Here is a 24592-nt window from a genome sequence, read left to right on the forward strand (position 1 = left end):
TGGGAATTGTGGTGTCAGGGTTGAAGGCGATAGAGGGCATTCGCCAGCGCGATGTCTTCCAGGCCCAGGCCAATGGAGCGGAAGAACACATGGCGGTCATAACCGGGGCGTTGCACTTTGCCGCTGAGCAGATCGGGCAAGTCGCCGGCGATCGCGCTCTTGTCCCAGCCATGTTGTTCACTGGCGATCAGCATTTCACCCGCCGAACCCGGAGTGGTCTGACGATAGTCGCAGAACACCTGCATGTCGTTGAGGCTCTGGGGCGGCACTTCGTGGGCGCGTGGTGCGTTGGTGCTGATCGAGGTGATCAGCGCCGGTTTGCTCAGCGTCGACGGATCGATCACCGGACCGGCGGAAGAGGTGCAGAGCATGATCACGTCCGCGTCGTGAATCGCCGCTTCGCGACTGTCGACGAGGGTCAGCCGTGAATCGAGGCTTTTGAGCTGGGCCAACGCTTCGGGGGCCAGTTCGCTGAGGCTTGGCGAGTACAGGCTGATGCTCTGCCAGTCGCGCAGATCCTTCACGTAATGCAAATGCGCCTGGGCCACTTTGCCGCTGCCGATAATCGCCAGGCGCTGCGCCTTTAATGGGGCGAGAGCATCGACCGCCACGGCGGTGGTCGCGGCGGTGCGGGCGGTGGTCAGCTCACCAGCGTCGCAGAGCAACAGCGGCTGGCCGGTTTGCATCGACATCAACAGCGTCCACGCCGTGACCAGCGGACCCTGCTCGCGCACGATGTAGGGCGAGGTCTTGACGCCGTAGACGCCATCCTCGGCCAGCACACCCAGATAGTTGATGAAGTCGCCGGCGCCTTGGGGGAATTCCACCAGTTGCTGCGCCGGCTGCACGGCTTGCCCGGCAGCGAGGTCACGGAACAGTTTGCGCAGGATCTGCGGCACATCGACTTGTGCCAGCAACTCGCGGGCCTGAAGTTGATTGATCACGTAAGGCGTACTGGACATGTTCGGCTCCGGGCGCTGAAAGTAAACTAATTTGTCTATTATGGACTTTTAGTTGTCTTGAGCAACGTCCAGACGTAAAAAAAGCGCAGTCCGTTGCCGGCTGCGCCTTTTTTCGCTGCGCCTGAGTTACGGGCGCTTGCGCTCAACCGCCCGCAATAGATGCGTCGGTGGCGTTTCACAGCTGATTTTGCGGCCCAGCAGTGCCTCGATGGACGGTAGCTGGTAGGAGTCATCTTCACCGGCGAAGCTGATGGACACGCCATCAGCGCCTGCGCGACCTGTACGACCGATGCGGTGCACGTAGTCGTCCGGCACTTCCGGCAGGGTGAAGTTGATCACGTGGCTGATGCCGTCGATGTGGATGCCACGACCGGCAACATCGGTGGCCACCAGCACGCGGATTTTGCCTTCGCGGAAACCTTCCAGGGTCTTGATCCGTTTGTGCTGCGGCACGTCGCCCGACAGTTGCGCGGCGTTGACGCCATCGCGCACCAGGCGTTCTTCGATGCGCCGCACTTCGTCCTTGCGGTTGGCGAAGACCATCACCCGCTCCCAACCATTGTCGGTGACCAGGTTGTAGAGCAGTTTGTATTTGTCGGCACCGGCAACGGCGTAGATGTGTTGCTCGACGTTTTCGCTGGCCACGTTCTGCGACTCGATCTCGACGATCGACGGGTCGGTGGTCCATTGCTTGGCCAGGTTCATCACGTCTTCGGTGAAGGTCGCGGAGAACAGTAGCGTCTGGCGCTCGTTCTTCGGCGGGGTCTGGCGAATGATCTGACGCACTTGTGGGATGAAACCCATGTCGAGCATCCGGTCGGCTTCGTCCAGGACCATGACTTCGACCATGTCCAGGTGCACGTCGCCGCGCTGGTTGAAGTCCAGCAGGCGGCCCGGGGTGGCGACGAGGATGTCGCAGTGACGGGCTTCGAGGTGCTTGAGCTGCTTGTCGAAGTCCATGCCGCCGACAAACGTCATGACGTTGAGGCCGGTGTACTTGGTCAGGTCGGCTGCGTCCTTGGCGATCTGCACCACCAGTTCGCGGGTCGGCGCGATGATCAGCGCCCGCGGTTCACCCATGTAGCGTTCCTTGGGCGGCGGGGTTTCCAGCAACTGGGTGATGATCGAAATCAGGAACGCGGCGGTTTTGCCGGTGCCGGTCTGGGCGCGACCGATGGCATCTTTACCGGCCAGGGTGAAACCGAGGACTTGCGCCTGGATCGGCGTGCAGTACGGAAAGCCCAGGTCCTGGATGGCGTGCATCAGTTCAGGGGCAAGCTTGAAATCATGGAAACGGGTTTTGCCTTCCAGCGGCTCGACGGCGAAATCTTCGAGCTTCCAGGGAATAACCGGGGCCTTTGGCTTCGGTTCGCGACGCGGTTTTGCAGGTTTCGGCGCTTCGCTAAGCGGTTGCTCGGCAGCGATTGGTTCGACAGGTAGGGCGGCCGGTGTGGTCACGGGCTCTTGTTTCGGTGCCGCTGCGGCTGCGGTCCGGCCAGGCTGACGACCGTCGGTGCGGTGGCTGGGGGTGTGAGACGGAGCGCTGGCGACTGGCGCGAGCTGCTCAGTCTCGCTTTTACCGAACATTTTTTTGAGTGCTTTGAGCACGGTCATCTCATCAATTGGTTAAGGAATGTACGCCGGCCAGTGTAATGCAAGAATCAGGCGCGGCGTAGCGGGATGATCAAAGGAGGCTAAAGGAGGTTCCTTTCATATAAAGAGTTAACGCAAACGCTCGGTGAGCCAGACGCCAATATCGCGAATTTCTTCGGGTAACACTTCGTGACCCATTGGGTATTCCTGCCATGTCACGGTGACACCACGCTGCTTTAAATGCTCATAAGCGCTACGCCCCATGGCGTTTTGCACAACGTCATCGTACTGCCCGTGCAGGCAAAGCACTGGAATGCGCTGCTGGCTGGCAGAAAGCGCCAGTTCATCGCTGAACGTCGGGGCATAAGTCGACAGGGCAAGTACGCCACCCAACGGTCCCTGCCATTTCAGGAAAGCGCTGTGCAACACCACTGCGCCGCCCTGGGAAAAACCGGCCAGAAAGATGCGCGAGGCGTCTATTCCGCTGGCCTTCTGCTCTTCGATCAGCTCGATCACCATTTTCGCCGACTCGTCCAGCTGCTCGCGGCTGATCGCGCGTGCCGGGTTCATGGCCAATATGTCGTACCAGCTCGGCATCTCGTAGCCACCATTAATGGTGACAGCGCGGGTCGGTGCCTGGGGCAAAACGAAGCGGGTGGTCAGCAGGGTTTCCTGCAGCGCTTCAGCCACCGGCAGGAAGTCATAGCGGTCGGCACCCAAGCCGTGCAGCCAGATAACGCAGGCGTCTACGGGCTTGCCGGGCTGAAGAATCAAGGGCTGGGTCATGTTTTGCTCCAATTTTGTGCGTGCGCTCTCATTGAGTGCGTGATCCGAGTGCGCGTCATGTTGATCAGTTAAAAAGATGTCGCAAGGCTACAAGTTTTGCTATTGACCTGTCGCTGAATCGCTTTAGCGAGCGGTGTGGTACGGGCTTTGCTATGGGAAAACCTGTGCAACCAATCTCGCGCCTGGCGGTAACACTATCAGTGTACTGCTGACGACGGGATAGCAAAGAATCCGGTGATGGATGTTCGCCAGTGGCCGTTACGGGCTTAGCGAACGTGAAAGGGCTACAGCCCGTTCGGCCGATTGGTGAGAAGTGAGTTGTCCATGATGTGGATTTTCTCCTACTAGACTCATAGCTAAGGTCTTACGCCGGTTGACCCCAAAAAAAGCCAACACGGGTCAACAACGCCTCAAAAGGGTGCGGCGGGACTCTCGCTCCGACACAACAAGAGCAAAACTGGAGGTTTGAATGAAAATGTTGAAATCCACCCTGGCTATCGTGACTGCAGCCGCAGTACTCGGTGTCAGTGGGTTCGCTCAGGCGGGTGCAACCCTGGATGCAGTGCAGAAAAAAGGTTTCATTCAGTGCGGCGTGAGTGACGGTCTGCCGGGTTTCTCGGTTCCGGACTCCACCGGCAAGATCCTCGGGATCGACGCTGACGTCTGCCGCGCTGTGGCAGCTGCCGTATTCGGCGACGCCACCAAGGTCAAGTTCAGCCAGTTGAACGCCAAGGAGCGCTTCACCGCGTTGCAGTCCGGCGAGATCGACATCCTTTCGCGTAACACCACCATGACCAGCTCCCGTGACGCGGGCATGGGCCTGAAATTTCCTGGCTTCATTACTTATTACGACGGCGTAGGCTTCCTGGCCAACAGCAAGCTGGGCGTGAAAAGTGCCAAGGAACTGGACGGTGCAACCATCTGCATTCAAGCCGGTACCACCACTGAGCTGAACGTTTCCGACTACTTCCGCGCCAACAACCTGAAATACACCCCGATCACTTTCGACACCTCCGATGAAAGCGCCAAGTCGCTGGAATCCGGTCGTTGCGACGTGCTGACCTCCGACAAGTCGCAGCTGTACGCACAGCGCAGCAAACTGGCTTCGCCAAAAGACTACGTGGTACTGCCGGAAACCATCTCCAAAGAACCACTGGGTCCAGTCGTGCGTAACGGCGACGACGAGTGGCTGGCGATCGTTCGCTGGGTTGGCTACGCACTGCTGAACACCGAAGAAGCCGGTATCACTTCGAAAAACGTTCTGGCTGAAGCCAAGTCCACCAAGAACCCGGACGTTGCCCGTATGTTGGGTGCTGACGGCGAATACGGCAAAGACCTGAAACTGCCGAAGGACTGGGTCGTCAAGATCGTTTCCCAAGTCGGTAACTACGGCGAAATCTTCGAGAAAAACCTCGGCAAGGGCACTCCGCTGGAAATCGACCGTGGCTTGAACGCCCTGTGGACCAACGGCGGCATTCAATACGCACCACCAGTGCGCTGATGGTTCTGTCACCCGGTGGGCCAACCACCGGGTGATGTTCTGTTCCATTATTTCCGGGGCACTTCATGCAAAAATCAATCGGCGCACCAAAGCAGAGGCTCAGCCTCAGCGATCCGAAAGTGCGTGCGTGGCTATTTCAGATCATCACGATTGTCGCGGTCGTCGCGATGGGCTGGTATCTGTTCGACAATACGCAAACCAACCTGCAACACCGGGGTATTACTTCCGGCTTCAGTTTTCTGGATCGCAGTGCCGGGTTCGGCATCGCTCAACACCTGATCGACTACACCGAATCGGACACGTATGCCCGGGTGTTTGTCATCGGTCTGCTCAACACACTGCTGGTGACTGTCATCGGCGTGATCCTGGCGACCATCCTCGGGTTCATCGTCGGCGTGGCACGGCTGTCGCCGAACTGGATCATCAGCAAGCTGGCGACGGTTTACGTGGAAGTCTTTCGTAACATTCCGCCGCTGCTGCAAATCCTGTTCTGGTACTTCGCGGTGTTCCTGACCATGCCAGGGCCGCGTGCCAGCCACAACTTCGGCGACACCTTCTTCGTCAGCAGCCGTGGCCTGAACATGCCCGCCGCACAAATGGCGGACGGGTTCTGGGCGTTCGTGGTCAGCGTCGTGGTAGCCATCGTCGCCATCGTGTTGATGGCTCGCTGGGCCAACAAGCGCTTTGAAGCGACCGGCGTACCGTTCCACAAGTTCTGGGTCGGCCTGGCGCTGTTCGTCGCAATCCCGGCACTGTGCGCGCTGATCTTCGGTGCTCCGCTGCACTGGGAACTGCCGAAGCTGCAAGGCTTCAACTTTGTCGGTGGCTGGGTATTGATCCCGGAGCTGCTGGCGCTGACCCTGGCCCTGACCGTGTACACCGCGGCGTTTATCGCCGAGATCGTGCGTTCGGGCATCAAGTCGGTCAGCCACGGCCAGACCGAAGCGGCGCGTTCCCTCGGGCTGCGCAACGGTCCGACCCTGCGCAAGGTGATCATCCCGCAAGCCCTGCGCGTGATCATCCCGCCGCTGACCAGCCAATACCTGAACCTGGCGAAGAACTCCTCGCTGGCAGCCGGTATCGGTTATCCGGAAATGGTCTCGTTGTTTGCCGGCACGGTGCTGAACCAGACCGGGCAGGCGATCGAGGTGATTGCCATCACCATGAGCGTGTACCTGGCGATCAGTATCAGCATTTCCCTGCTGATGAACTGGTACAACAAGCGCATTGCGCTGATCGAGCGGTAAGGAAAAGCGCATGAGTACTCATACTTTCAAGCCTGACATGCCTCCACCGAGCAGTAGCATCGGTGTAGTGGCGTGGATGCGCGCCAACATGTTCTCCAGCTGGATCAACACGCTGCTGACCCTGTTCGCGTTCTACCTGATCTACCTGGTGGTTCCGCCGCTGCTGCATTGGGCGATCCTGGATGCCAACTGGGTCGGCACCACCCGCGCCGACTGCACCAAGGAGGGCGCCTGCTGGGTGTTCATCCAGCAGCGTTTCGGCCAGTTCATGTACGGCTACTACCCGCCGGAACTGCGCTGGCGCGTGGACCTGACCGTGTGGCTGGCGGTTATCGGCGTGGCACCGTTGTTCATCTCGCGTTTTCACCGTAAAGCGGTGTACGGGCTGAGCTTCCTGGTGCTGTACCCGATCATTGCCTACTTCCTGTTGCACGGCGGCGTCTTTGGCATGACCAACGTGGCGACCAGCCAATGGGGCGGCCTGATGCTGACCCTGGTGATTGCCACCGTCGGTATCGCCGGAGCGTTGCCGCTGGGGATCATCCTGGCATTGGGTCGTCGTTCGAACATGCCGGCAATTCGGGTGGTCTGCGTGACCTTCATCGAATTCTGGCGCGGCGTACCGTTGATCACGGTGCTGTTCATGTCCTCGGTGATGCTGCCGTTGTTCCTGCCCGAAGGCATGAACTTCGACAAACTGCTGCGGGCGTTGATCGGCGTGATCCTGTTCCAGTCGGCCTACGTCGCAGAAGTGGTGCGCGGCGGCCTGCAAGCGATCCCCAAAGGTCAGTACGAAGCGGCCGCAGCGATGGGCCTCGGTTACTGGCGCAGCATGGGCCTGGTGATTCTGCCGCAAGCCCTGAAGCTGGTGATCCCTGGCATCGTCAACACCTTCATTGCGCTGTTCAAGGACACGAGCCTTGTGATCATCATCGGCCTGTTCGACCTGCTCAACAGCGTCAAGCAAGCCGCCGCCGACCCGAAATGGTTGGGCATGGCGACCGAAGGCTACGTGTTTGCGGCCCTGGTGTTCTGGATTTTCTGTTTTGGTATGTCCCGCTACTCCATGCATTTGGAACGTAAGCTGGACACTGGCCACAAGCGTTAGGAGTTAAGTGATGAGCGAAGCGATCAAACAGCCTGTGAGCCCTGAAGGCATTATTCAGATGCAGGGTGTAAACAAGTGGTACGGCCAGTTCCACGTGTTGAAAGACATCAACCTGAACGTTAAGCAGGGCGAGCGTATCGTCCTGTGCGGCCCGTCGGGTTCCGGCAAGTCCACCACCATCCGTTGCCTCAATCGCCTGGAAGAACACCAGCAGGGCCGCATCGTGGTCGATGGCGTGGAACTGACCAACGACCTCAAGCAGATCGAAGCGATCCGCCGTGAAGTCGGCATGGTGTTCCAGCATTTCAACCTGTTCCCGCACCTGACCATCCTGCAGAACTGCACCCTGGCCCCGATGTGGGTGCGCAAGATGCCAAAACGCAAGGCCGAGGAAATCGCCATGCACTACCTGGAACGCGTACGCATTCCAGAGCAGGCGCATAAATTCCCGGGGCAACTGTCCGGCGGTCAGCAACAGCGTGTGGCGATTGCCCGCGCCCTGTGCATGAAACCGAAAATCATGTTGTTCGATGAACCGACTTCGGCACTCGACCCTGAGATGGTGAAAGAGGTTTTGGACACCATGATCGGCCTGGCCGAAGACGGCATGACCATGCTTTGCGTGACCCACGAAATGGGCTTCGCCCGCACCGTGGCCAACCGCGTGATCTTCATGGACAAAGGCGAAATCGTTGAACAAGCGGCGCCGAATGATTTCTTCGACAATCCGCAGAATGATCGGACCAAGTTGTTCTTGAGCCAGATTTTGCATTGATGCAAGGCTGACTGGTAAAACAAACCCGGCCACGCGCCGGGTTTTTATGTGCGTTGTTCAGGACACAGTGAGCGTTTCATGCTCTTTGTGAACGATGTCCTTGAAACCTCTCAAGTCTGCGCCTTCGCCCAAGCTTCGCGCATCGGTGAGCAAATGCGGGTAGCGATCAAGCAAGCGCATCAGCACCATCAATGCCTTGGGGGGAAGCAGTTCGCCGCGCTCGTAACGAGAAAACGCGTTGTGCCCGCCTCCGGACAACAGCAGCACCGCTTCTTTTTGCGACAGGTGCAGTTTGCGGCGGATACGCTTCATCTCGTTGCCGATCATTTGTCTGCCAGCCAGGACTAACTCGTCGCAGGCATCCGAATAGCGCTCCGAGCAGTTGGGGTCGAGGATGACTTCCCCGCATGCCTGGCACTCCCATCCAGACAAATCATCAACGCGGCGCTCCATGCCTTTCACGCTCATGGTTTCAGCGCGGCCTTCGAAGTGCCGCATGCCTTCAGGTGCCCCGCAACTGAAACATTGTTTGGTGTTCATGGGTTTTTCTCCTTGAAGGAGATCACCGGAGGTTCACTGCCTGAGCAATAAGTGACCTTGATGTAAATCTCCTGATCGTGCGAAGTGATGTGGTAAACGTCTTGCCAAACCCGATGATTGCTGTAGTCGTCATCGATTTGTACAACATCCTGCTGTGTAATTCGAAAATGACGTCCTGCATTTCCTCGAGGGTGAAACCCAGCCCTCTGCCGTTTCTCCGTGCGGTCATGGTGAAAGCGTTTTTTCCACGCCGCCTGACGTCCTCCTTGATCACCGCCAAGTTGTAGTGGGGTGTGTTCTTCTCCATAAGAAACCGTAAACCCTATCCCTGAAATTACCCTTAAAGGGTAATTTTGACCAATCGAAAATCCCTCTGAATGTTGCTGCTTCAACCGTAGGCGGTTGCCGTCCTACACGGAGCTGACTAACATGTCGGAAAATTCATCCTATGATTGGATGAAAGGGCGAATCCTATGTCAGACATTTCTCCACTCGTTAAACGATCCCTGGTCGATCAGGCCCTGGAGCAATTACGCCTGCGCATTACCCAAGGCGTCTGGACAGTTGGCCAACGTCTACCCACCGAGCCGGAGCTGTCCGCAGAGCTGGGCATCAGCCGCAACACCGTGCGCGAAGCCATGCGCGTATTGGCGTTTTCCGGGTTGATCGAGATCCGCCAGGGCGACGGCAGTTACCTGCGGGCTGTGATCGATCCGCTGGACACCATGAAAGCGTTGTCTCAATGCACCCATGAGCAGGCTCGGGAAACCCGGCACATCCTGGAAGTCGAGGCCATTGGCCTGGCTGCGTTGCGCCGTACCGACGAAGACCTGGCCGCGTTGCGCGAGGCTTTGGGTGTCAGCGGCAGTCATTACCACGGCGATCTCGACAGTTACATCGCTTGCGATCTGGTGTTCCACCGCCGTCTGGTGGACGCCGCGCACAACCCGACCCTCAGCGAGCTGTATCGCTACTTCTCCAGCATCGTCGGCGCGCAGTTGCGCCAGACCCTGAGCATTTCCCCACGACGCCAAGAGGTGTTCGATCTGCATATCGAGCTGCTGGATGCCGTCGAGCAACGTGACCCGGAACGGGCCAAAGCCCTGTCGAGGCAGTTGATCAATGAACCTTGAAACCGAGAATTCCATGTCTGCCAATCCCAGCAACATCCCGCAACCCAGGCGCACGGCGGAGCTCGAAGAGCTGCTGATCGATGCCGAGGCCGATGACGAACAGGTCCAGCAAAGTCACCCAATTTTGCGACGGCCATGGCTGTTGCTGCTGGGGCTGATCCTGGTGGCGCTGAACCTGCGCCCGGCACTGTCGAGCATGGCGCCGATGCTCAGCGAGGTGTCGAAGACCCTCGGTTTGTCCGCTGCCCAGGCCGGTTTGCTGACCACGTTGCCTGTGCTGTGCCTGGGCTTGTTCGCGCCGCTGGCGCCGATCCTGGCACGGCGTTTCGGCGCCGAGCGCGTGGTACTGGGGATTTTGCTGGTGCTGGCGGGCGGGATCATCCTGCGCAGCTCCTTCGGTGAAGTCGGTCTGTTCGCTGGCAGTGTGTTGGCTGGGGCCAGCATCGGCGTGATTGGTGTGTTGTTACCGGGGATCGTCAAACGCGACTTCCCGAAACAGGCCGGCACCATGACCGGTGTCTACACCATGGCCCTGTGTCTGGGCGCGGCGATGGCGGCGGGGGCGACCGTGCCGTTGAGCGAGCATTTCGATAAGAGCTGGGCGCTGGGCCTGGGTTTCTGGGTGGTGCCGGCGCTGGTCGCGGCGATCTTCTGGTTGCCGCAAGTGGGGCAGAAACACGGTTCGCATAACGTTGCCTATCGGGTTCGCGGTCTGCTGCGTGATCCATTGGCCTGGCAAGTGACGCTGTACATGGGTCTGCAATCGTCCCTGGCTTACATTGTGTTCGGCTGGTTGCCGTCGATCCTGATCGGTCGTGGACTGACGCCGACTCAGGCGGGTCTCGTACTCTCGGGTTCGGTGATCGTCCAGTTGGCCAGTTCTCTGGCTGCGCCTTGGTTGGCGACGCGGGGCAAGGACCAACGACTGGCGATTGTCATTGTCATGTTGCTGACCCTCGGTGGCCTGTTCGGTTGCCTCTACGCACCGATCGAAGGTCTGTGGGGCTGGGCGATCCTGTTGGGCCTGGGGCAGGGCGGCACGTTCAGCCTGGCGCTGACCCTGATCGTGCTGCGCTCGCGCGATTCCCACGTGGCCGCCAACCTGTCGAGCATGGCTCAGGGTTTCGGTTACACCCTGGCGTCCATGGGGCCGTTTGCCGTCGGCATCGTGCACGACTTGACCGGTGGCTGGAACGCGCTGGGCTGGATCTTCGGCATCATCGGTCTCGGCGCGATCATCGCCGGCCTCGGCGCCGGGCGTTCGCTGTACGTTCAGGTGAACAGCGAAAAAGTCTGATTTACGCACTGCTGGCATTCGGCCCACGAATGCCAGTGGTCTTGTGTGTATTTGCAGACTATCGTGCAGGCAATCTTTTGTAGCCATTTTGAAATTGCAGGGAGCCTGCCCATGAGTGATGCCCACAGCGCACTGATTACCCGCTTCTATCAAGCCTTCCAACGGTTGGATGCCGAGGCTATGGCCGCCTGCTACACCGATGATGTGGTGTTCAGCGATCCGGCATTCGGCGAGTTGCGCGGCCGCGATGCCGGTGACATGTGGCGCATGCTCACGACCCGTGCGAAAGACTTTTCCCTGACCTTCGATAACGTGCGCAGCGACGAGCGTACCGGCGGTGCCCATTGGGTGGCGACCTACCTGTTCAGCCAGACGGGCAATATCGTGATCAATGACATTCAGGCGCGTTTTGTGTTTCGCGACGGCAAGATTTGTGAGCATCACGACAGCTTCGATCTGTGGCGCTGGTCCCGTCAGGCACTGGGCACTAAAGGCCTGTTGCTGGGCTGGACGCCGCTGGTGCGCAACGCCGTTCGCACTCAGGCGTTGAAGGGGCTGAAGGCATTTCAGGCCAGTCGCTGATAAGATCGCGGCTTGTTTCCTTGCAAGCCATGATCGTCACGTGAGCACCCTCAGCGAATCTCCCGTCATTGCCGTCGAATCGGTGCCTGCCAGCAAACCCTGGTTCGTCTACCTCGTTCGTGCGGCCAATGGTTCGCTTTACTGCGGGATCAGCGATGATCCGGTGCGCCGCTTTGCCAAGCACCAAAGCGGCAAAGGCGCCCGGTTTTTCCTTTCCAGTCCCGCCATGGCGTTGGTCTATACCGAAATCTGTCGCGATAAAAGCGAAGCACTGCGCCAGGAACGGTTGATCAAGAAGCTCAAGAAAAGCGCCAAGGAATGTCTGGTGCTGACTTATCAATCTGACTGATAAGTTCCCATCAGGCGGATCTGTAGGCCGCTTCCCGATTGCGCGCTAAGCTGCGAGCTCCTTATCCGAGCGGCGGAGCCGAGCATGTCAGAGCTGATTCTTCACAATTACCCGACGTCCCCCTTCGCCGAAAAGGCCCGCCTGCTGCTGGGCTTCAAAGGGCTGTCGTGGCGCTCGGTGAAGATCTCGCCGGTGATGCCAAAACCCGATCTGACTGCGTTGACCGGCGGCTACCGCAAGACGCCGGTGTTGCAGATCGGTGCCGATATTTATTGCGACACCGCATTGATTGCCCGGCGCCTGGAGCAGGAAAAAGCGCTGCCGGCGTTTTTCCCGGAAGGTCAGGAAATGATCGCCGCGACCTTCGCCACGTGGGCAGATTCGGTGGTCTTCCAACATGCGGTCAGCCTGGTGTTCCAGCCGGAATCGGTGGCGGTGCGCTTCGGCAAGTTGCCACCGGAAGCGATCAAGGCCTTCCTGGCTGATCGTGCCGGGTTATTCAGCGGAGGCAGTGCGACGAAGTTGTCGGCGGAACAGGCGTTGCACCAGTGGCCGACGATCATGGGGCGCCTCGAATTGCAGCTTCAACGTGAGCAGGGCGACTTCCTGTTTGGCGAGCCATCGATTGCCGACTTTTCCCTGGCTCATTGTTTGTGGTTTCTCAAGGCAACGCCTGTCACTGCGCCGTTGGTTGATGCGTATCCGGCGGTGTTGGCGTGGTTCGGGCGGGTGATGGGGTTTGGTCACGGCGCGTTTAGCGAGATGACCGCCGACGAGGCGCTGGAGGTGTCGCGCACTGCCACGCCAGCCGCATTGCCGGATGAAGCGTTCGACGAGCCTAATGGCTTTGAGGTGGGTCAGCAGGTGGTGATTGCGGCGACCGACTACGGCTGTGATCCGGTGGCGGGGGAACTGGTGTTTGCGGGGCGTGAGGAATTGATTTTGCGGCGTGAGGATGAGCGTGCGGGTGTGGTGCATGTGCACTTTCCGCGGTTTGGATTCCGTATCGAAAAACGCTGATCTCCGTAGGAGCGTGGCTTGCCCGCGAAGCTTTTAACTCCCGTGAGGCCGCCTTCGCGGGCAAGCCTCGCTCCTACAGGTTTGATGTGAATCAATGATTTATTTCAATGCGGCGAGGATTTCATCCGGGTCATACCCGCGAATCAACGTGCCGTTCACGTCAATCAACGGTATCCCACGCCCGCCCAGCGCTTCATAGGCCTTGCGCGCTTCGGCATCCTTCTCGATATCGAATTCCTTGTACGGAATGCCTTTCTGATCAAGAAAGCGCCGGGTCAGCTTGCAGTAGCCGCACCAGTCGGTGGCGTAGAGCACGACGTTGGCCTTGGCCTGAGTCTGCTCGGACACCACTTGCGCCGGGTGGATATACCGCTCGATCTTGCCCCAGTTCTGGTAAACCACGACCACCAGCAGGATCAGCAGGAATTTCTTCAGGATGCCGTTGAGCATCAGTTGCGTCGCTTGAGCTGGTCGGTGAGCTGGGTCGGCAAGCCCTTGATGATCAGCGTACCGGCTTCTTCGTCGTATTCGATCTTCGAGCCCAGCAGGTGCGCTTCAAAGCTGATGGACAGCCCCTCGGCGCGCCCGGTGAAGCGGCGGAACTGGTTCAGGGTGCGCTTATCCGCCGGAATCTCCGGGGACAGGCCGTAATCCTTGTTGCGGATGTGATCGTAGAACGCCTTCGGGCGTTCCTCGTCGATCAGCTCCGAGAGTTCTTCCAGGCCCATCGGTTCGCCGAGTTTGGCCTGGCTGCTGGCGTAATCCACCAGAGTCTTGGTCTTCTCGCGGGCGGACTCTTCCGGCAAATCTTCGCTTTCGACGAAATCGCTGAAAGCCTTGAGCAGGGTGCGGGTTTCACCGGGGCCATCGACGCCTTCCTGGCAGCCGATGAAGTCGCGGAAATACTCCGAAACCTTTTTCCCGTTTTTGCCTTTGATGAACGAAATGTACTGCTTGGACTGTTTGTTGTTCTGCCACTCGGACACGTTAATCCGCGCCGCCAGGTGCAACTGGCCCAGGTCCAGGTGACGGGAGGCGGTGACGTCCAGCTCCTCGGTCACGGCAACGCCTTCGCTGTGGTGCAGGAGAGCGATGGCCAGGTAATCGGTCATGCCCTGCTGATAATGCGCAAACAGCACGTGGCCGCCCACAGAGAGGTTCGACTCTTCCATCAGCTTTTGCAGGTGTTCCACCGCCACACGGCTGAAGGCCGTGAAATCCTTGCCGCCGTCGAGGTATTCCTTCAGCCAGCCGCTGAACGGATGCGCCCCGGACTCGGCATGGAAGAACCCCCAGGCCTTGCCTTGTTTGGCGTTGTAGCTCTCGTTGAGGTCGGCGAGCATGTTCTCGATGGCTGTGGACTCCGCCAGTTCGGAGTCCCGAGCGTGAAGAACTGCAGGTGTGCCGTCGGGTTTTTTGTCGATCAGGTGGACGATGCAATGACGGATCGGCATGGGCTTCTCGGCTGATTGAAGAGAGGAGGGCGTGCTCCCCCAAAAAGTGCCAAGTGTACCGCAACCAGGCCAGCACGCCCCCCTTTGTAGGCGCTGCCGAAGGCTGCAATCTTTTGATCTTGTTTTTAAAATCCAAGTCAAAAGATTGCAGCCTTCGGCAGCCCCTACAGGCGGGGTAAGGGGCAAATCGGCGGTGCGCGGCGGTCCTTATGCAGTTTTTTCCCGGTTTAGAGCAATAAAGCTGACCAAATGGGTAGCTAGAGGCGGATATTTCCCCGTCTCTGTGCTAGTTTTGCCCGGTCTTACGCGAAGTCACTGCGTTAAGCGTGCATTCAGCATTTGTCAGGTCGAACCAAACCCTGATTTCGGTATCTATAACCCCGACTCGTCGCGGTTATGGCCGAGGGTGCCAGATCCAGAAGATCGGGCTCGATGGCTGACACTGCACTCTGCAATCCATATGAATTTGATAGGGAAGGAACACTACATGGCTCTTACTAAAGACCAACTGATCGCCGACATCGCTGAAGCTATCGACGCGCCAAAAACCACCGCGCGTAACGCTCTGGACCAACTGGGCCAAATCGTTGCCGATCAGCTGGAAAACGGCGGCGAAATCACTCTGCCAGGTATCGGCAAACTGAAAGTGACCGAGCGTCCTGCCCGTACCGGCCGTAACCCTTCGACTGGCGCTGCCATCGAAATCGCTGCCAAGAAAGTTATCAAGCTGGTTGTGGCCAAAGGCCTGACCGACGCTGTTAACAAGTAAGACGCAGTAACAAAAAGCCGTGCTCCGGAGCGATCCGGGCACGGCTTTTTTGTGTCTGTGATTCAGTCTTTCAGACACCTCGAAACCAATGTGGGAGCGGGCTTGCTCGCGAAAGCGGTGTATCAGTCACCATTTAAGTCGACTGGCACACTGCATTCGCGAGCAAGCCCGCTCCCACATTTTTGATCTGTATCTATCAGTTACTTGCGAACCCAGCGCTCGCGCCACACTTGCTGCTCGGACTTGGTCTGGAAGGTCCAGGCGACGAAGCGGCTTTGCTTCTGGCCCTGGGACATTTCCACTACCTGGCTTTCCAGCACACCAGCCTTTTTCAGTGCAGTCTGGATCGCCGGCAGGTTCGAGGCTTTCGACACCAGGGTGCTGAACCACAGCACTTTGTGCTGGAAGTGCGCGCTCTCGGCGATCAGTTGCGTCACAAAGCGGGCTTCGCCACCTTCACACCACAATTCCGCCGATTGACCACCAAAGTTCAGCACCGGCAGTTTGCGTTTCGGGTCGGCACGGCCAAGGGCGCGCCATTTACGCTCGCTGCCCTTGGTCGCTTCATCCATCGAGGCGTGGAACGGCGGGTTACACATGGTCAGGTCAAAGCGTTCACCCGGTTCCAGCAGACCCAGCAGAATGTGCTTGGGATTGCTTTGCTGGCGCAGCTGGATGGCCTTGTTCAGCCCGTTGGACTGCACGATGGCTTTGGCGGCGGCCACGGCTGTCGGGTCGATTTCCGAACCGAGGAAGTGCCAGCGGTAGTCGCTGTAGCCGATCAACGGATAGACGCAGTTGGCGCCCATGCCGATATCGAGCACCTTGACCGGCGCGCCGCGCGGGATTTCGCCGTCGTTGACGCTGGCCAGCAGGTCAGCCAGGAAGTGCACGTAGTCGGCACGCCCCGGAACTGGCGGGCACAGGTAATCCGCCGGGATGTCCCAGTGGGCCACGCCGTAGAACGACTTGAGCAACGCCCGGTTGAACACCCGCACCGCGTCGGGGCTGGCGAAGTCGATGCTTTCCTTGCCGTACGGGTTGAGGATCACGAACTTCGCCAATTCCGGCGTGCTCTTGATCAGCTCCGGGAAGTCGTAACGACCCTGGTGGCGGTTGCGCGGGTGCAGGCTGGCCTTCGGACGTGGTTCCACGGCTTTGGCCGGGGTGGCGGAGTCAGGCTTCTTGCGCGCAGGGCGGGGTGTGCGGGGGGCGTTCATGGGTGTGATCGATTCGGGTATGGCTGAAAGTGGGGGCATTGTCCCACATCCGGGCGTTGTGAACGCAATCCCTGTGGGAGCGGGCTTGCTCGCGAAAGCGGTGTGTCAGTGAATATTCAAGTCGACTGACACTACGCCTTCGCGAGCAAGCCCGCTCCCACAGGGGATTTGTGGTGTTTGGAGGAATGTGGCGGGCACAAAAAAGGGAGACCGTTATGGGCCTCCCTTTTCATTGCGATATGCCGTTACAAACTGGCAATCCGCGCGTGCTGCTCGGCCAACTTGCCCAAAGCCTGTTCAGCTTCGGCCAGTTTGGCGCGCTCCTTGTCGATGACTTCGGCTGGAGCCTTGTCAACGAATCCGGCGTTGGACAGCTTGCCGCCGACGCGCTGGACTTCGCCCTGCAAGCGCAGGATTTCTTTGTCCAGACGCGCCAGTTCCGCATCTTTGTCGATCAGACCGGCCATTGGCACCAGCACTTCCATCTCGCCCACCAGCGCGGTGGCGGACAGCGGTGCTTCTTCGCCAGCAGCCAACACGGTGATCGACTCCAGACGCGCCAGCTTCTTCAGCAGCGCTTCGTTCTCGGTAAGACGACGCTGGTCTTCGGCGCTGACGTTTTTCAGGAACAGGTTCAGCGGCTTGCCTGGACCGATGTTCATCTCGGCGCGAATGTTGCGCGTGCCGAGCATCAGGGTCTTCAGCCATTCGATATCATCTTCGGCGCCCTGATCGATGCGCGCTTCGTTGGCCACTGGCCAAGGTTGCAGCATGATCGTCTTGCCTTCGATACCGGCCAGCGGCGCGATGCGCTGCCAGATTTCTTCGGTGATAAACGGCATGAACGGGTGCGCCAGGCGCAATGCCACTTCCAGCACCCGAACCAGCGTGCGGCGAGTGCCGCGCTGACGTTCAACCGGGGCGTTTTCGTCCCACAGCACAGGCTTGGACAGTTCCAGGTACCAATCGCAGTACTGGTTCCAGATGAACTCGTACAAGGCTTGCGCCGCCAGGTCGAAGCGGAACTGGTCGAGTTGACGGGTCACTTCGGCTTCGGTGCGTTGCAGTTGCGAGATGATCCAGCGATCCGCCAGGGACAGCTCGTAGGCTTCGCCGTTCTGGCCGCAGTCTTCGCCCTTGTCCAGAACATAACGCGCAGCGTTCCAGATCTTGTTGCAGAAGTTGCGATAGCCTTCGACGCGGCCCATGTCGAACTTGATGTCGCGACCGGTGGACGCCAGCGAGCAGAAGGTGAAGCGCAGGGCATCGGTGCCGTAGCTGGCGATGCCGTCGGCGAACTCGTCGCGGGTCTGCTTCTCGATCTTCTTCGCCAGTTTCGGCTGCATCATGCCGGAGGTGCGTTTCTGTACCAGTTCTTCCAGCTCGATGCCGTCGATGATGTCCAGCGGGTCCAGGACGTTGCCCTTGGACTTGGACATCTTCTGGCCCTGACCATCACGCACCAGGCCGTGTACGTACACGGTCTTGAACGGAACCTGCGGCGTGCCGTCTTCGTTCTTCACCAAATGCATGGTGAGCATGATCATCCGGGCAACCCAGAAGAAAATGATGTCGAAACCGGTCACCAGCACGTCGGTGGAGTGGAATTTCTTCAGGAATTCGGTCTGCTCAGGCCATCCCAGGGTGGAGAACGTCCACAGCCCCGAACTGAACCAGGTGTCGAGAACATCGTTGTCCTGTTGCAGCGCAACGTCCGGGCCAAGGTTGTGCTTGGCACGCACTTCGGCTTCGTCGCGACCGACGTAGACCTTGCCCGACTCGTCGTACCAGGCCGGAATCCGGTGGCCCCACCACAGTTGACGGCTGATGCACCAATCCTGGATGTCGCGCATCCACGAGAAGTACATGTTTTCGTACTGTTTCGGCACGAACTGGATACGGCCGTCTTCAACGGCAGCAATCGCAGGCTCGGCCAATGGCTTGGTCGACACGTACCACTGGTCGGTCAGCCACGGCTCGATGATGGTGCCGGAGCGATCGCCTTTCGGCACTTTCAGGCCGTGATCGTCAACGCTGACCAGCAGGCCGGCAGCGTCAAATGCAGCAACGATTTGCTTGCGTGCTTCGAAGCGGTCGAGACCGGCGTATTCGGCCGGGATCTTGCCGTCGATGCTTTCGTTCAGCGTGCCGTCCAGGTTGAACACCTGGCAGGCCGGCAGTACGGCGGCGTTCTTGTCGAAGATGTTCAGCAGCGGCAGGTTGTGGCGCTTGCCGACTTCGTAGTCGTTGAAATCGTGGGCTGGGGTGATTTTCACGCAGCCGGTGCCGAATTCAGGGTCGCAGTAATCGTCGGCGATGATCGGAATGCGGCGGCCGACCAGCGGCAGCTCGACAAATTTGCCGATCAGGGCTTTGTAGCGTTCATCGTTCGGGTTAACGGCCACGGCGGCGTCGCCGAGCATGGTTTCCGGGCGAGTGGTCGCGACGATCAGGTAATCGTTGCCTTCAGCGGTCTTGGCGCCGTCGGCCAGCGGGTACTTCAGGTTCCACAGGAAACCTTTCTCGTCGTGGTTTTCCACTTCGAGGTCGGAAATCGCCGTGTGCAACTTGGTGTCCCAGTTGACCAAACGCTTGCCGCGGTAGATCAAGCCGTCTTCATGCAGGCGCACGAAGGCTTCTTTAACCGATTCCGACAGGCCGTCGTCCATGGTGAAGCGCTCGCGGCTCCAGTCGACGGACGAGCCGAGACGGCGGATCTGACGGCTGATGTTACCGCCGGACTGATCCTTCCATTCCCAGATTTTCTCGAGGAATTTCTCGCGACCCAGGTCGTGACGACTCTGGCCCTGGGCTTCAAGTTGGCGTTCCACCAGCATTTGCGTGGCGATACCAGCGTGGTCGGTGCCCGGCTGCCACAGGGTGTTGCGACCCTGCATGCGGCGGAAACGGATCAGGGCGTCCATGATCGCGTTGTTGAAGCCGTGACCCATGTGCAGGCTGCCGGTGACGTTCGGCGGCGGGATCATGATGGTGTAGGACTCGCCCGCGCCTTGCGGGGCGAAGTAATTCTCGGACTCCCAGGTGTTGTACCAGGAAGTTTCAATGGCGTGCGGCTGGTAGGTCTTATCCATGCGCGGCGGGACCCTATTGGCATCAATTCAGGAAAAGCCGACGAGTATAGCGGGGCATGGGGCCGAGGGCGAGCAGGGGCGGACCGGGCACACATCAAATGTGGGAGCGGGCTTGCTCGCGAAGAGGGCGTGTCAGTCACCATTTAAGTCGACTGATATACCGCTTTCGCGAGCAAGCCCGCTCCCACATGGGTTTATTCGTACTGACTGAGCAACCGCTCCATCCGCGCATCAAGGCGACGCTTGATCTCGGTTTCAATGTGCGGGGCGAAGTCGTCGATCACGTCTTGCATGATCAATTGCGCGGCGGCGCGCAGTTCGCTGTCCAGGTGCAGCAAGGCGTCGGGGCCTTTGCTGGTGGCCGCTGCCGGTTGGGTGGCAGGGACGGGAGGCGGTTCGACGGCGTCAGGCGTGGCGCCGGCCGGCTCGAACAGCATCGGAATCTGTTCCTGTTCGTCTTCATTAACCGTGTCGGTCAACAGGGGCGGTTGCAGGTTGTCATCACCGAGCAGTTGGCGGATCGACTCAAGGTCATCCAGCAGGTGCGCGGACTTTTGCTGCGGTTTTGGAGTGTCCATCGGAATGCTCAGAGTCGCTGTAAACGGTGATCTTGCAGAGGATAGCCCTGTTCGCGGTAGAAACGGAAACTCTCCCGCGCCGCCGCACGAATCGTCGGGTCTTCGACCACTACTTCCGCCACTCGGGCGAATTTGTTGGCGAAGGCCGGGACTTTCAGGTCCAGATTGACCAGCAGGTCCTGATGCGGGCCACAGTCATCACCCAAACCCAGAACAATCAGGCTATCCGGTTCGCTTTCGGCGGGACCGTGGGGTACGAAGCTTTCACCCTTGAACGCCCACAGCCGCGCATCGAGGTCCTCGCGCTGGGCGGCATCGCTGCAATGCAGGTAGATGCGGTGCCCCATGCGCCAGGCTTTTTCGGTGAGCTTGCAGGCAAAGTCCAGCCGCGCTGACGGATCGGCGCTGGGCAGGATATAGAAGTCGACTTTGGTCATTGCGGTTCCTGAGCCATGAGCGGCGTTGCCCGAAAGCAACGCCGCCCAGGGTCATCGGTTTCAGGCTTTGGCGCGGTCCAGCAGGTATTGGGTCAGCAGTGGAACCGGACGGCCAGTGGCGCCCTTGTCCTTGCCGCCGCTGGTCCATGCGGTGCCGGCGATGTCCAGGTGCGCCCAGTTCAGGTTCTTGGTGAAGCGCGACAGGAAGCAGGCTGCGGTGATGGTGCCGGCTTTCGGGCCACCGATGTTGGCGATGTCGGCGAACGGGCTGTCCAGCTGTTCTTGATACTCATCGAACAGCGGCAGTTGCCAGGCGCGATCGTCAGCCGATTGACCGGCGCTCAGCAGTTGGCCGATCAACTCGTCGTTGTTGCCCAGCAGGCCGGACGTGTGAGCGCCCAGCGCAACCACGCAAGCGCCGGTCAGGGTCGCGATGTCGATCACGGCCTGCGGCTTGAAGCGCTCGGAGTAGGTCAGGGCATCGCACAGCACCAGACGGCCTTCGGCGTCGGTGTTGAGGATTTCCACGGTCTGGCCGCTCATGGTGGTGACGATGTCGCCAGGGCGCGAAGCGTTGCCGCTCGGCATGTTCTCGGCGCAAGCCAGGATGCACACCAGGTTGATCGGCAGTTTCAGTTCGAGCACGGCACGCAATGTACCGAACACGCTGGCGGCGCCGCCCATGTCGTACTTCATCTCGTCCATGCCGGCGCCCGGTTTCAGGCTGATGCCGCCGGTGTCGAACGTGATGCCTTTGCCGACCAGTGCGTACGGCTTCTCGGATTTTTTGCCGCCGTTGTATTGCATGACGATCAGGCGCGGTGGCTGGGCGCTGCCCTGGCCGACGGCGTAGAACGAGCCCATGCCCAGGTCCTTGATCTTCTTCTCGTCGAGGACTTCGACTTTCAGGCTCTTGAATTCCTTGCCCAGGTTCTTGGCTTGTTCGCCGAGGAACGTCGGGTGGCAGATGTTCGGCGGCAGGTTGCCCAGGTCACGGGTAAACGCCATGCCGTTGGCGATTGCGGTGGCGTGGGCCACGGCGCGCTCAACTTCTGCTTGTGCAGCCTTGATGGTCACCAGGGTGACTTTTTTCAGGGCGCGAGGTTCTGCTTTCTGGCTCTTGAACTGGTCGAAGGTGTATTCGCCGTCTACCAGGGTTTCGGCCAGCAGGCGGGTCTTGCCGTAGCTGTCGCGACCTTTGACCACGACTTCGTCCAGCGCCAGTACGGCATCAGCGCCGCCCAGGCCTTTAAGCGTGTTGAGGATGCCGGCGATAATTTTACGGAACGGGCGGTCGCCCAGCTCTTCATCCTTGCCCACGCCCACCAGCAACACGCGGTCGGCCTTGAGGTTCGGCAGGCTGTGCAACAGCAGGCTCTGGCCGACTTTGCCGGCCAGGTCGCCGCGCTTCAATACGGCGCTGATGGCGCCACCGCTCAGTTCGTCGAGCTGTTTGGCGACGGCGCCGAGTTTGCGGCCTTCGCCGACGGCGACCACCAGAGTGGCGGTTTTCAACGTTTCTGGGCTAACGCTTTTTACAACCAGTTCCATGTCCGGGTCCCTGAATTAATGGTCAACACGCGGCGTTCGACAGTGTCTGCAAGCGCCTGCTTATATAAATAGAAAGACGCAGGTCACGGCCCGCGACAAAGGCCGCAGTTTGAACCTCGCTACCGGCGCCTGACAACCCTCGGTTGTACGATCTTCGGTGCTTTGGGCACGTGCTTGAGCATGCGCAGTGACAGGCGCACCCAATCACAGGATAATGCGCCATCTTTTTTCGGCGGCCCTGCCTTGCGGGCTGGCCGATACGTTTGTTTGTTTGGCCGCCTTAGCCTGACAACCCTGGAGTGTCTGGTTTGATCGTCTTCCGTTATCTATCCCGCGAAGTCCTGTTGACCTTGAGCGCCGTCAGCGCCGTGCTGCTGGTCATCATCATGAGCGGTCGCTTCATCAAATACCTCGCACAGGCGGCTTCGGGCCAACTGGACCCGGGTTCATTGTTCCTGATCATGGGCTTCCGCCTGCCGGGCTTCCTGCAGCTGATCCTGCCATTGGGCCTGTTCCTCGGGATCCTGTTGTCGTATGGCCGGTTGTACCTGGAAAGCGAAATGACCGTGCTGTCGGCCACCGGCATGAGCCAGCAGCGCCTGTTTCGCATCACCTTGTTTCCGGCCACGCTGGTGGCACTGGTGGTCGCGTGGCTGAGCCTGAGCCTGGCGCCACAGGGGGCCAATCAGTTCCAGTTGCTGCTGAACAAGCAGGATGCACTGACCGAATTCGATACCCTGGAACCCGGTCGCTTCCAGGCATTGCGCGACGGTACGCGGGTGACCTACACCGAAACCCTGACAGATGACCGCGTCAACCTGGGTGGCGTGTTCATTTCGCAAAAGAATATTTCGTCCGACCAGAAGGACCGCGGGATTTCCGTGTTGGTGGCCGAAAAGGGCCGTCAGGAAATCCGCCCTGACGGCAACCGCTACCTGATTCTCGACAATGGCTACCGCTACGACGGTAATCCGGGGCAGGCCGACTACCGGAAGATCAAATACGACGAGTACGGCGTTTTGCTGCCAAAACCCGACGTCAGTGACGAGGTGACCGACCGTGATGCCATGACCACCAGCTCTCTGGTGGGCAGCGATGACATCCGCTCGCGCACCGAGCTTCAATGGCGCCTGTCCTTGCCGTTACTGGTCTTCATCGTGACCCTGATGGCGGTGCCGCTGTCGCGCGTCAACCCGCGCCAGGGCCGTTTCCTCAAGCTGTTGCCGGCGATTCTTCTTTATATGGCTTACCTGACCATCCTGATTGCCGCTCGCGGCGCCCTTGAAAAGGGCAAGATCCCGGCTGCGCTGGGCTTGTGGTGGGTGCACGGGATCTTCCTGGCCATTGGCCTGGGCTTGCTCTACTGGGAACCGATGCGCTTGAAACTGGCGAGTCGCCGCGATGCGCTGGAGGTGGCTCGTGGTTAAGCTCGATCGCTACATTGGTAGCAGCGTATTTGTCGCGATCCTGGCAGTGTTGGGGATCATTCTCGGTCTGGCGACGCTGTTCGCCTTCATTGATGAAATGAGCGACGCCAGCGACACCTACACCTTGATGGATGTCCTGAGCTACGTGCTGCTCACCGCACCGCGGCGTCTTTACGACATGTTGCCGATGGCGGCGTTGATCGGGTGCCTGATCGGCCTCGGCAGCCTGGCCAGTAACAGCGAGCTGACGATCATGCGCGCCGCTGGCGTGTCGATCGGGCGGATCGTCTGGGCGGTCATGAAGCCGATGCTGATCCTGATGGTGGTGGGTGTGGTGATTGGCGAGTATGTGGCGCCAGCCACCGAAGTCACGGCACAGGCCAATCGCTCGCTGGCTCAAGGCAGCGGTGATGCGCAAAGCGCCAAGCACGGCCTGTGGCATCGCCAGGGTGACGAGTTCATTCACGTCAACTCCGTGCAGCCCAACGGCCTGCTGTATGGCGTGACCCGTTACCACTTCGACAAAGAGCGGCACATGTTGTCGGCGAGCTTCGCCAAACGCGCAGAGTTCGACAAGGATCACTGGCAGCTGAGCGACGTGACGACCACGCTGTTCCATGAAAAAAATACCGAAGTGGTCAACACGCCGGTCGAGCGTTGGGAAGTGGCCTTGAGTCCCCAGTTGCTGAGCACCGTGGTGATGGCGCCCGAGTCGCTGTCGATCAGCGGCTTGTGGGGCTACATCCATTACCTGGCTGACCAGGGTCTGGCCAACGGTCGCTACTGGCTGGCATTTTGGGTCAAGGTGTTGCAGCCGCTGGTGACCGCCGCGTTGGTGCTGATGGCGATTTCCTTCATCTTCGGCCCGTTGCGTTCGGTGACCCTTGGTCAGCGGGTGTTTACCGGCGTGCTGGTAGGCTTCACCTTCCGTATCGTCCAGGATTTGCTCGGGCCTTCGAGCCTGGTATTCGGTTTCTCGCCGCTGTTTGCGGTGCTGGTGCCGGCCAGTGTCTGTGCCTTGGCCGGGGTCTGGCTGTTGCGTCGGGCCGGTTGAATCCGGGGCTTTCCTGACCTTGCCGCTCGTAAAAAACGCCCTTGTCGCAAGACCGGGGCGTTTTTGTATTCGCCGTCTGACCTGCGAACGTGACGCTTGCGCCGTGGATCAGGTACA

General features: G+C 59.5%; 23 protein-coding genes and 1 pseudogene. 12 read left to right on the plus strand and 12 right to left on the minus strand.

Annotation, left to right across the window (positions count from 1 at the left end; translation table 11 throughout):
• Positions 1-14: 14 nt before the first annotated feature.
• The 3 genes from ACWIKB_RS06820 to ACWIKB_RS06830 form a co-directional block, all read right to left on the minus strand.
• Positions 15-962 (minus strand): ornithine cyclodeaminase family protein, encoded by a 948-nt coding sequence (locus ACWIKB_RS06820; RefSeq protein ID WP_475265924.1) that lies wholly within the window; start codon positions 960-962, stop codon positions 15-17.
• A 126-nt stretch (positions 963-1088) separates the two neighbouring features.
• A complete protein-coding gene (gene rhlB / locus ACWIKB_RS06825) occupies positions 1089-2576 on the minus strand; it encodes an ATP-dependent RNA helicase RhlB (protein ID WP_054049698.1) in 1488 nt (495 codons plus the stop codon).
• A gap of 108 nt (positions 2577-2684) precedes the next feature.
• A complete protein-coding gene (locus ACWIKB_RS06830) occupies positions 2685-3341 on the minus strand; it encodes an alpha/beta hydrolase (protein WP_475265925.1) in 657 nt (218 codons plus the stop codon).
• Between the two features lie 469 nt (positions 3342-3810).
• Here ACWIKB_RS06830 and ACWIKB_RS06835 point away from each other — a divergent pair, with 469 nt between their 5' ends.
• The 4 genes from ACWIKB_RS06835 (at position 3811) to ACWIKB_RS06850 (ending at position 7972) form a co-directional block, all read left to right on the plus strand.
• Positions 3811-4842, plus strand: a complete 1032-nt coding sequence (locus ACWIKB_RS06835) for an amino acid ABC transporter substrate-binding protein (RefSeq protein WP_403022011.1) — start codon at positions 3811-3813, stop codon at positions 4840-4842.
• A 65-nt stretch (positions 4843-4907) separates the two neighbouring features.
• On the plus strand, positions 4908-6089 hold the full coding sequence (locus tag ACWIKB_RS06840; protein ID WP_475265926.1) for an amino acid ABC transporter permease: 1182 nt from the start codon (positions 4908-4910) through the stop codon (positions 6087-6089).
• Positions 6090-6099: 10 nt separating this feature from the next.
• Positions 6100-7197 (plus strand): amino acid ABC transporter permease, encoded by a 1098-nt coding sequence (locus ACWIKB_RS06845; RefSeq protein ID WP_475265927.1) that lies wholly within the window; start codon positions 6100-6102, stop codon positions 7195-7197.
• 10 nt (positions 7198-7207) lie between these two features.
• On the plus strand, positions 7208-7972 hold the full coding sequence (locus ACWIKB_RS06850) for an amino acid ABC transporter ATP-binding protein (protein ID WP_003171943.1): 765 nt from the start codon (positions 7208-7210) through the stop codon (positions 7970-7972).
• A gap of 57 nt (positions 7973-8029) precedes the next feature.
• On the opposite strand, the gene ACWIKB_RS06855 is transcribed toward ACWIKB_RS06850, so the two are convergent.
• Positions 8030-8512, minus strand: coding sequence for a type II toxin-antitoxin system MqsA family antitoxin (locus ACWIKB_RS06855; RefSeq protein ID WP_475265928.1), 483 nt, complete (start codon positions 8510-8512; stop codon positions 8030-8032).
• A pseudogene (locus ACWIKB_RS06860) lies at positions 8509-8819 on the minus strand (type II toxin-antitoxin system MqsR family toxin). Before ACWIKB_RS06860 ends, ACWIKB_RS06855 begins: the two are co-directional and overlap by 4 nt.
• 166 nt (positions 8820-8985) lie before the next feature.
• Here ACWIKB_RS06860 and ACWIKB_RS06865 point away from each other — a divergent pair.
• The 5 genes from ACWIKB_RS06865 to ACWIKB_RS06885 all read left to right on the plus strand — a co-directional run bounded on the left by ACWIKB_RS06865 (position 8986) and on the right by ACWIKB_RS06885 (position 12893).
• A complete protein-coding gene (locus tag ACWIKB_RS06865; RefSeq protein WP_475265929.1) occupies positions 8986-9645 on the plus strand; it encodes a FadR/GntR family transcriptional regulator in 660 nt (219 codons plus the stop codon).
• Positions 9635-10942 carry a CynX/NimT family MFS transporter gene (locus ACWIKB_RS06870; RefSeq protein ID WP_475265930.1) on the plus strand — a complete coding sequence of 436 codons (1308 nt, stop codon included), beginning with the start codon at positions 9635-9637 and terminating at the stop codon, positions 10940-10942. Before ACWIKB_RS06865 ends, ACWIKB_RS06870 begins: the two co-directional genes overlap by 11 nt.
• Before the next feature lie 111 nt (positions 10943-11053).
• On the plus strand, positions 11054-11524 hold the full coding sequence (locus ACWIKB_RS06875) for a nuclear transport factor 2 family protein (RefSeq protein ID WP_475265931.1): 471 nt from the start codon (positions 11054-11056) through the stop codon (positions 11522-11524).
• Positions 11525-11564: 40 nt separating this feature from the next.
• Entirely contained in the window at positions 11565-11873 is a 309-nt protein-coding gene (locus ACWIKB_RS06880; protein WP_475265932.1) for a GIY-YIG nuclease family protein, read from the plus strand.
• 84 nt (positions 11874-11957) lie between these two features.
• A complete protein-coding gene (locus tag ACWIKB_RS06885) occupies positions 11958-12893 on the plus strand; it encodes a glutathione S-transferase family protein (RefSeq protein ID WP_475265933.1) in 936 nt (311 codons plus the stop codon).
• A 99-nt stretch (positions 12894-12992) separates the two neighbouring features.
• Here ACWIKB_RS06885 and ACWIKB_RS06890 read toward each other — a convergent pair whose 3' ends face one another.
• Together ACWIKB_RS06890 and yejK are read right to left on the minus strand one after the other, a co-directional pair.
• A complete protein-coding gene (locus ACWIKB_RS06890; RefSeq protein WP_149657474.1) occupies positions 12993-13343 on the minus strand; it encodes a glutaredoxin family protein in 351 nt (116 codons plus the stop codon).
• Positions 13343-14347: a nucleoid-associated protein YejK gene (gene yejK / locus ACWIKB_RS06895; protein ID WP_054049670.1), complete on the minus strand. Its 1005-nt coding sequence runs from the start codon at positions 14345-14347 to the stop codon at positions 13343-13345. The genes ACWIKB_RS06890 and yejK overlap by 1 nt, the downstream gene beginning before the upstream one ends.
• A 487-nt stretch (positions 14348-14834) precedes the next feature.
• On the opposite strand from yejK, the gene ACWIKB_RS06900 reads away from it, so the two are divergent.
• Positions 14835-15116 carry an HU family DNA-binding protein gene (locus tag ACWIKB_RS06900; protein ID WP_007905514.1) on the plus strand — a complete coding sequence of 94 codons (282 nt, stop codon included), beginning with the start codon at positions 14835-14837 and terminating at the stop codon, positions 15114-15116.
• A gap of 200 nt (positions 15117-15316) precedes the next feature.
• Here the strand turns inward: ACWIKB_RS06900 and rlmF are convergent, their stop codons facing one another.
• The 5 genes from rlmF to ACWIKB_RS06925 all read right to left on the minus strand — a co-directional run bounded on the left by rlmF (position 15317) and on the right by ACWIKB_RS06925 (position 21994).
• Positions 15317-16336, minus strand: a complete 1020-nt coding sequence (rlmF, locus tag ACWIKB_RS06905) for a 23S rRNA (adenine(1618)-N(6))-methyltransferase RlmF (protein WP_475265934.1) — start codon at positions 16334-16336, stop codon at positions 15317-15319.
• Between the two features lie 245 nt (positions 16337-16581).
• Positions 16582-19428 (minus strand): valine--tRNA ligase, encoded by a 2847-nt coding sequence (locus tag ACWIKB_RS06910; protein ID WP_475265935.1) that lies wholly within the window; start codon positions 19426-19428, stop codon positions 16582-16584.
• 194 nt (positions 19429-19622) lie between these two features.
• Positions 19623-20006 carry a DNA polymerase III subunit chi gene (locus ACWIKB_RS06915; protein ID WP_475265936.1) on the minus strand — a complete coding sequence of 128 codons (384 nt, stop codon included), beginning with the start codon at positions 20004-20006 and terminating at the stop codon, positions 19623-19625.
• Between the two features lie 8 nt (positions 20007-20014).
• The gene (locus ACWIKB_RS06920) at positions 20015-20443 is read right to left on the minus strand and encodes a DNA polymerase III subunit chi (protein ID WP_401329889.1); all 429 of its coding nucleotides are present in this window, start codon (positions 20441-20443) and stop codon (positions 20015-20017) included.
• Positions 20444-20503: 60 nt separating this feature from the next.
• Positions 20504-21994, minus strand: a complete 1491-nt coding sequence (locus ACWIKB_RS06925) for a leucyl aminopeptidase (RefSeq protein ID WP_475265937.1) — start codon at positions 21992-21994, stop codon at positions 20504-20506.
• 308 nt (positions 21995-22302) lie between these two features.
• Here ACWIKB_RS06925 and lptF point away from each other — a divergent pair, with 308 nt between their 5' ends.
• Together lptF and lptG are read left to right on the plus strand one after the other, a co-directional pair.
• On the plus strand, positions 22303-23421 hold the full coding sequence (gene lptF, locus ACWIKB_RS06930) for an LPS export ABC transporter permease LptF (protein WP_475265938.1): 1119 nt from the start codon (positions 22303-22305) through the stop codon (positions 23419-23421).
• Positions 23414-24475 carry an LPS export ABC transporter permease LptG gene (gene lptG / locus ACWIKB_RS06935; protein ID WP_475265939.1) on the plus strand — a complete coding sequence of 354 codons (1062 nt, stop codon included), beginning with the start codon at positions 23414-23416 and terminating at the stop codon, positions 24473-24475. The genes lptF and lptG overlap by 8 nt, the downstream gene beginning before the upstream one ends.
• Positions 24476-24592: the final 117 nt, after the last annotated feature.

This window comes from Pseudomonas sp. 5Vm1k, assembly GCF_056161485.1.

Coding starts and splice junctions, on each gene's coding strand:
- ACWIKB_RS06820 (WP_475265924.1), bottom strand. CDS start 962: ATGTCCAGTACGCCTTACGTGATCAATCAACTTCAGGCCCGCGAGTTG.
- rhlB (WP_054049698.1), bottom strand. CDS start 2,576: ATGACCGTGCTCAAAGCACTCAAAAAAATGTTCGGTAAAAGCGAGACT.
- ACWIKB_RS06830 (WP_475265925.1), bottom strand. CDS start 3,341: ATGACCCAGCCCTTGATTCTTCAGCCCGGCAAGCCCGTAGACGCCTGC.
- ACWIKB_RS06835 (WP_403022011.1), top strand. CDS start 3,811: ATGAAAATGTTGAAATCCACCCTGGCTATCGTGACTGCAGCCGCAGTA.
- ACWIKB_RS06840 (WP_475265926.1), top strand. CDS start 4,908: ATGCAAAAATCAATCGGCGCACCAAAGCAGAGGCTCAGCCTCAGCGAT.
- ACWIKB_RS06845 (WP_475265927.1), top strand. CDS start 6,100: ATGAGTACTCATACTTTCAAGCCTGACATGCCTCCACCGAGCAGTAGC.
- ACWIKB_RS06850 (WP_003171943.1), top strand. CDS start 7,208: ATGAGCGAAGCGATCAAACAGCCTGTGAGCCCTGAAGGCATTATTCAG.
- ACWIKB_RS06855 (WP_475265928.1), bottom strand. CDS start 8,512: ATGAACACCAAACAATGTTTCAGTTGCGGGGCACCTGAAGGCATGCGG.
- ACWIKB_RS06865 (WP_475265929.1), top strand. CDS start 8,986: ATGTCAGACATTTCTCCACTCGTTAAACGATCCCTGGTCGATCAGGCC.
- ACWIKB_RS06870 (WP_475265930.1), top strand. CDS start 9,635: ATGAACCTTGAAACCGAGAATTCCATGTCTGCCAATCCCAGCAACATC.
- ACWIKB_RS06875 (WP_475265931.1), top strand. CDS start 11,054: ATGAGTGATGCCCACAGCGCACTGATTACCCGCTTCTATCAAGCCTTC.
- ACWIKB_RS06885 (WP_475265933.1), top strand. CDS start 11,958: ATGTCAGAGCTGATTCTTCACAATTACCCGACGTCCCCCTTCGCCGAA.
- ACWIKB_RS06890 (WP_149657474.1), bottom strand. CDS start 13,343: ATGCTCAACGGCATCCTGAAGAAATTCCTGCTGATCCTGCTGGTGGTC.
- yejK (WP_054049670.1), bottom strand. CDS start 14,347: ATGCCGATCCGTCATTGCATCGTCCACCTGATCGACAAAAAACCCGAC.
- ACWIKB_RS06900 (WP_007905514.1), top strand. CDS start 14,835: ATGGCTCTTACTAAAGACCAACTGATCGCCGACATCGCTGAAGCTATC.
- rlmF (WP_475265934.1), bottom strand. CDS start 16,336: ATGAACGCCCCCCGCACACCCCGCCCTGCGCGCAAGAAGCCTGACTCC.
- ACWIKB_RS06910 (WP_475265935.1), bottom strand. CDS start 19,428: ATGGATAAGACCTACCAGCCGCACGCCATTGAAACTTCCTGGTACAAC.
- ACWIKB_RS06915 (WP_475265936.1), bottom strand. CDS start 20,006: ATGGACACTCCAAAACCGCAGCAAAAGTCCGCGCACCTGCTGGATGAC.
- ACWIKB_RS06920 (WP_401329889.1), bottom strand. CDS start 20,443: ATGACCAAAGTCGACTTCTATATCCTGCCCAGCGCCGATCCGTCAGCG.
- ACWIKB_RS06925 (WP_475265937.1), bottom strand. CDS start 21,994: ATGGAACTGGTTGTAAAAAGCGTTAGCCCAGAAACGTTGAAAACCGCC.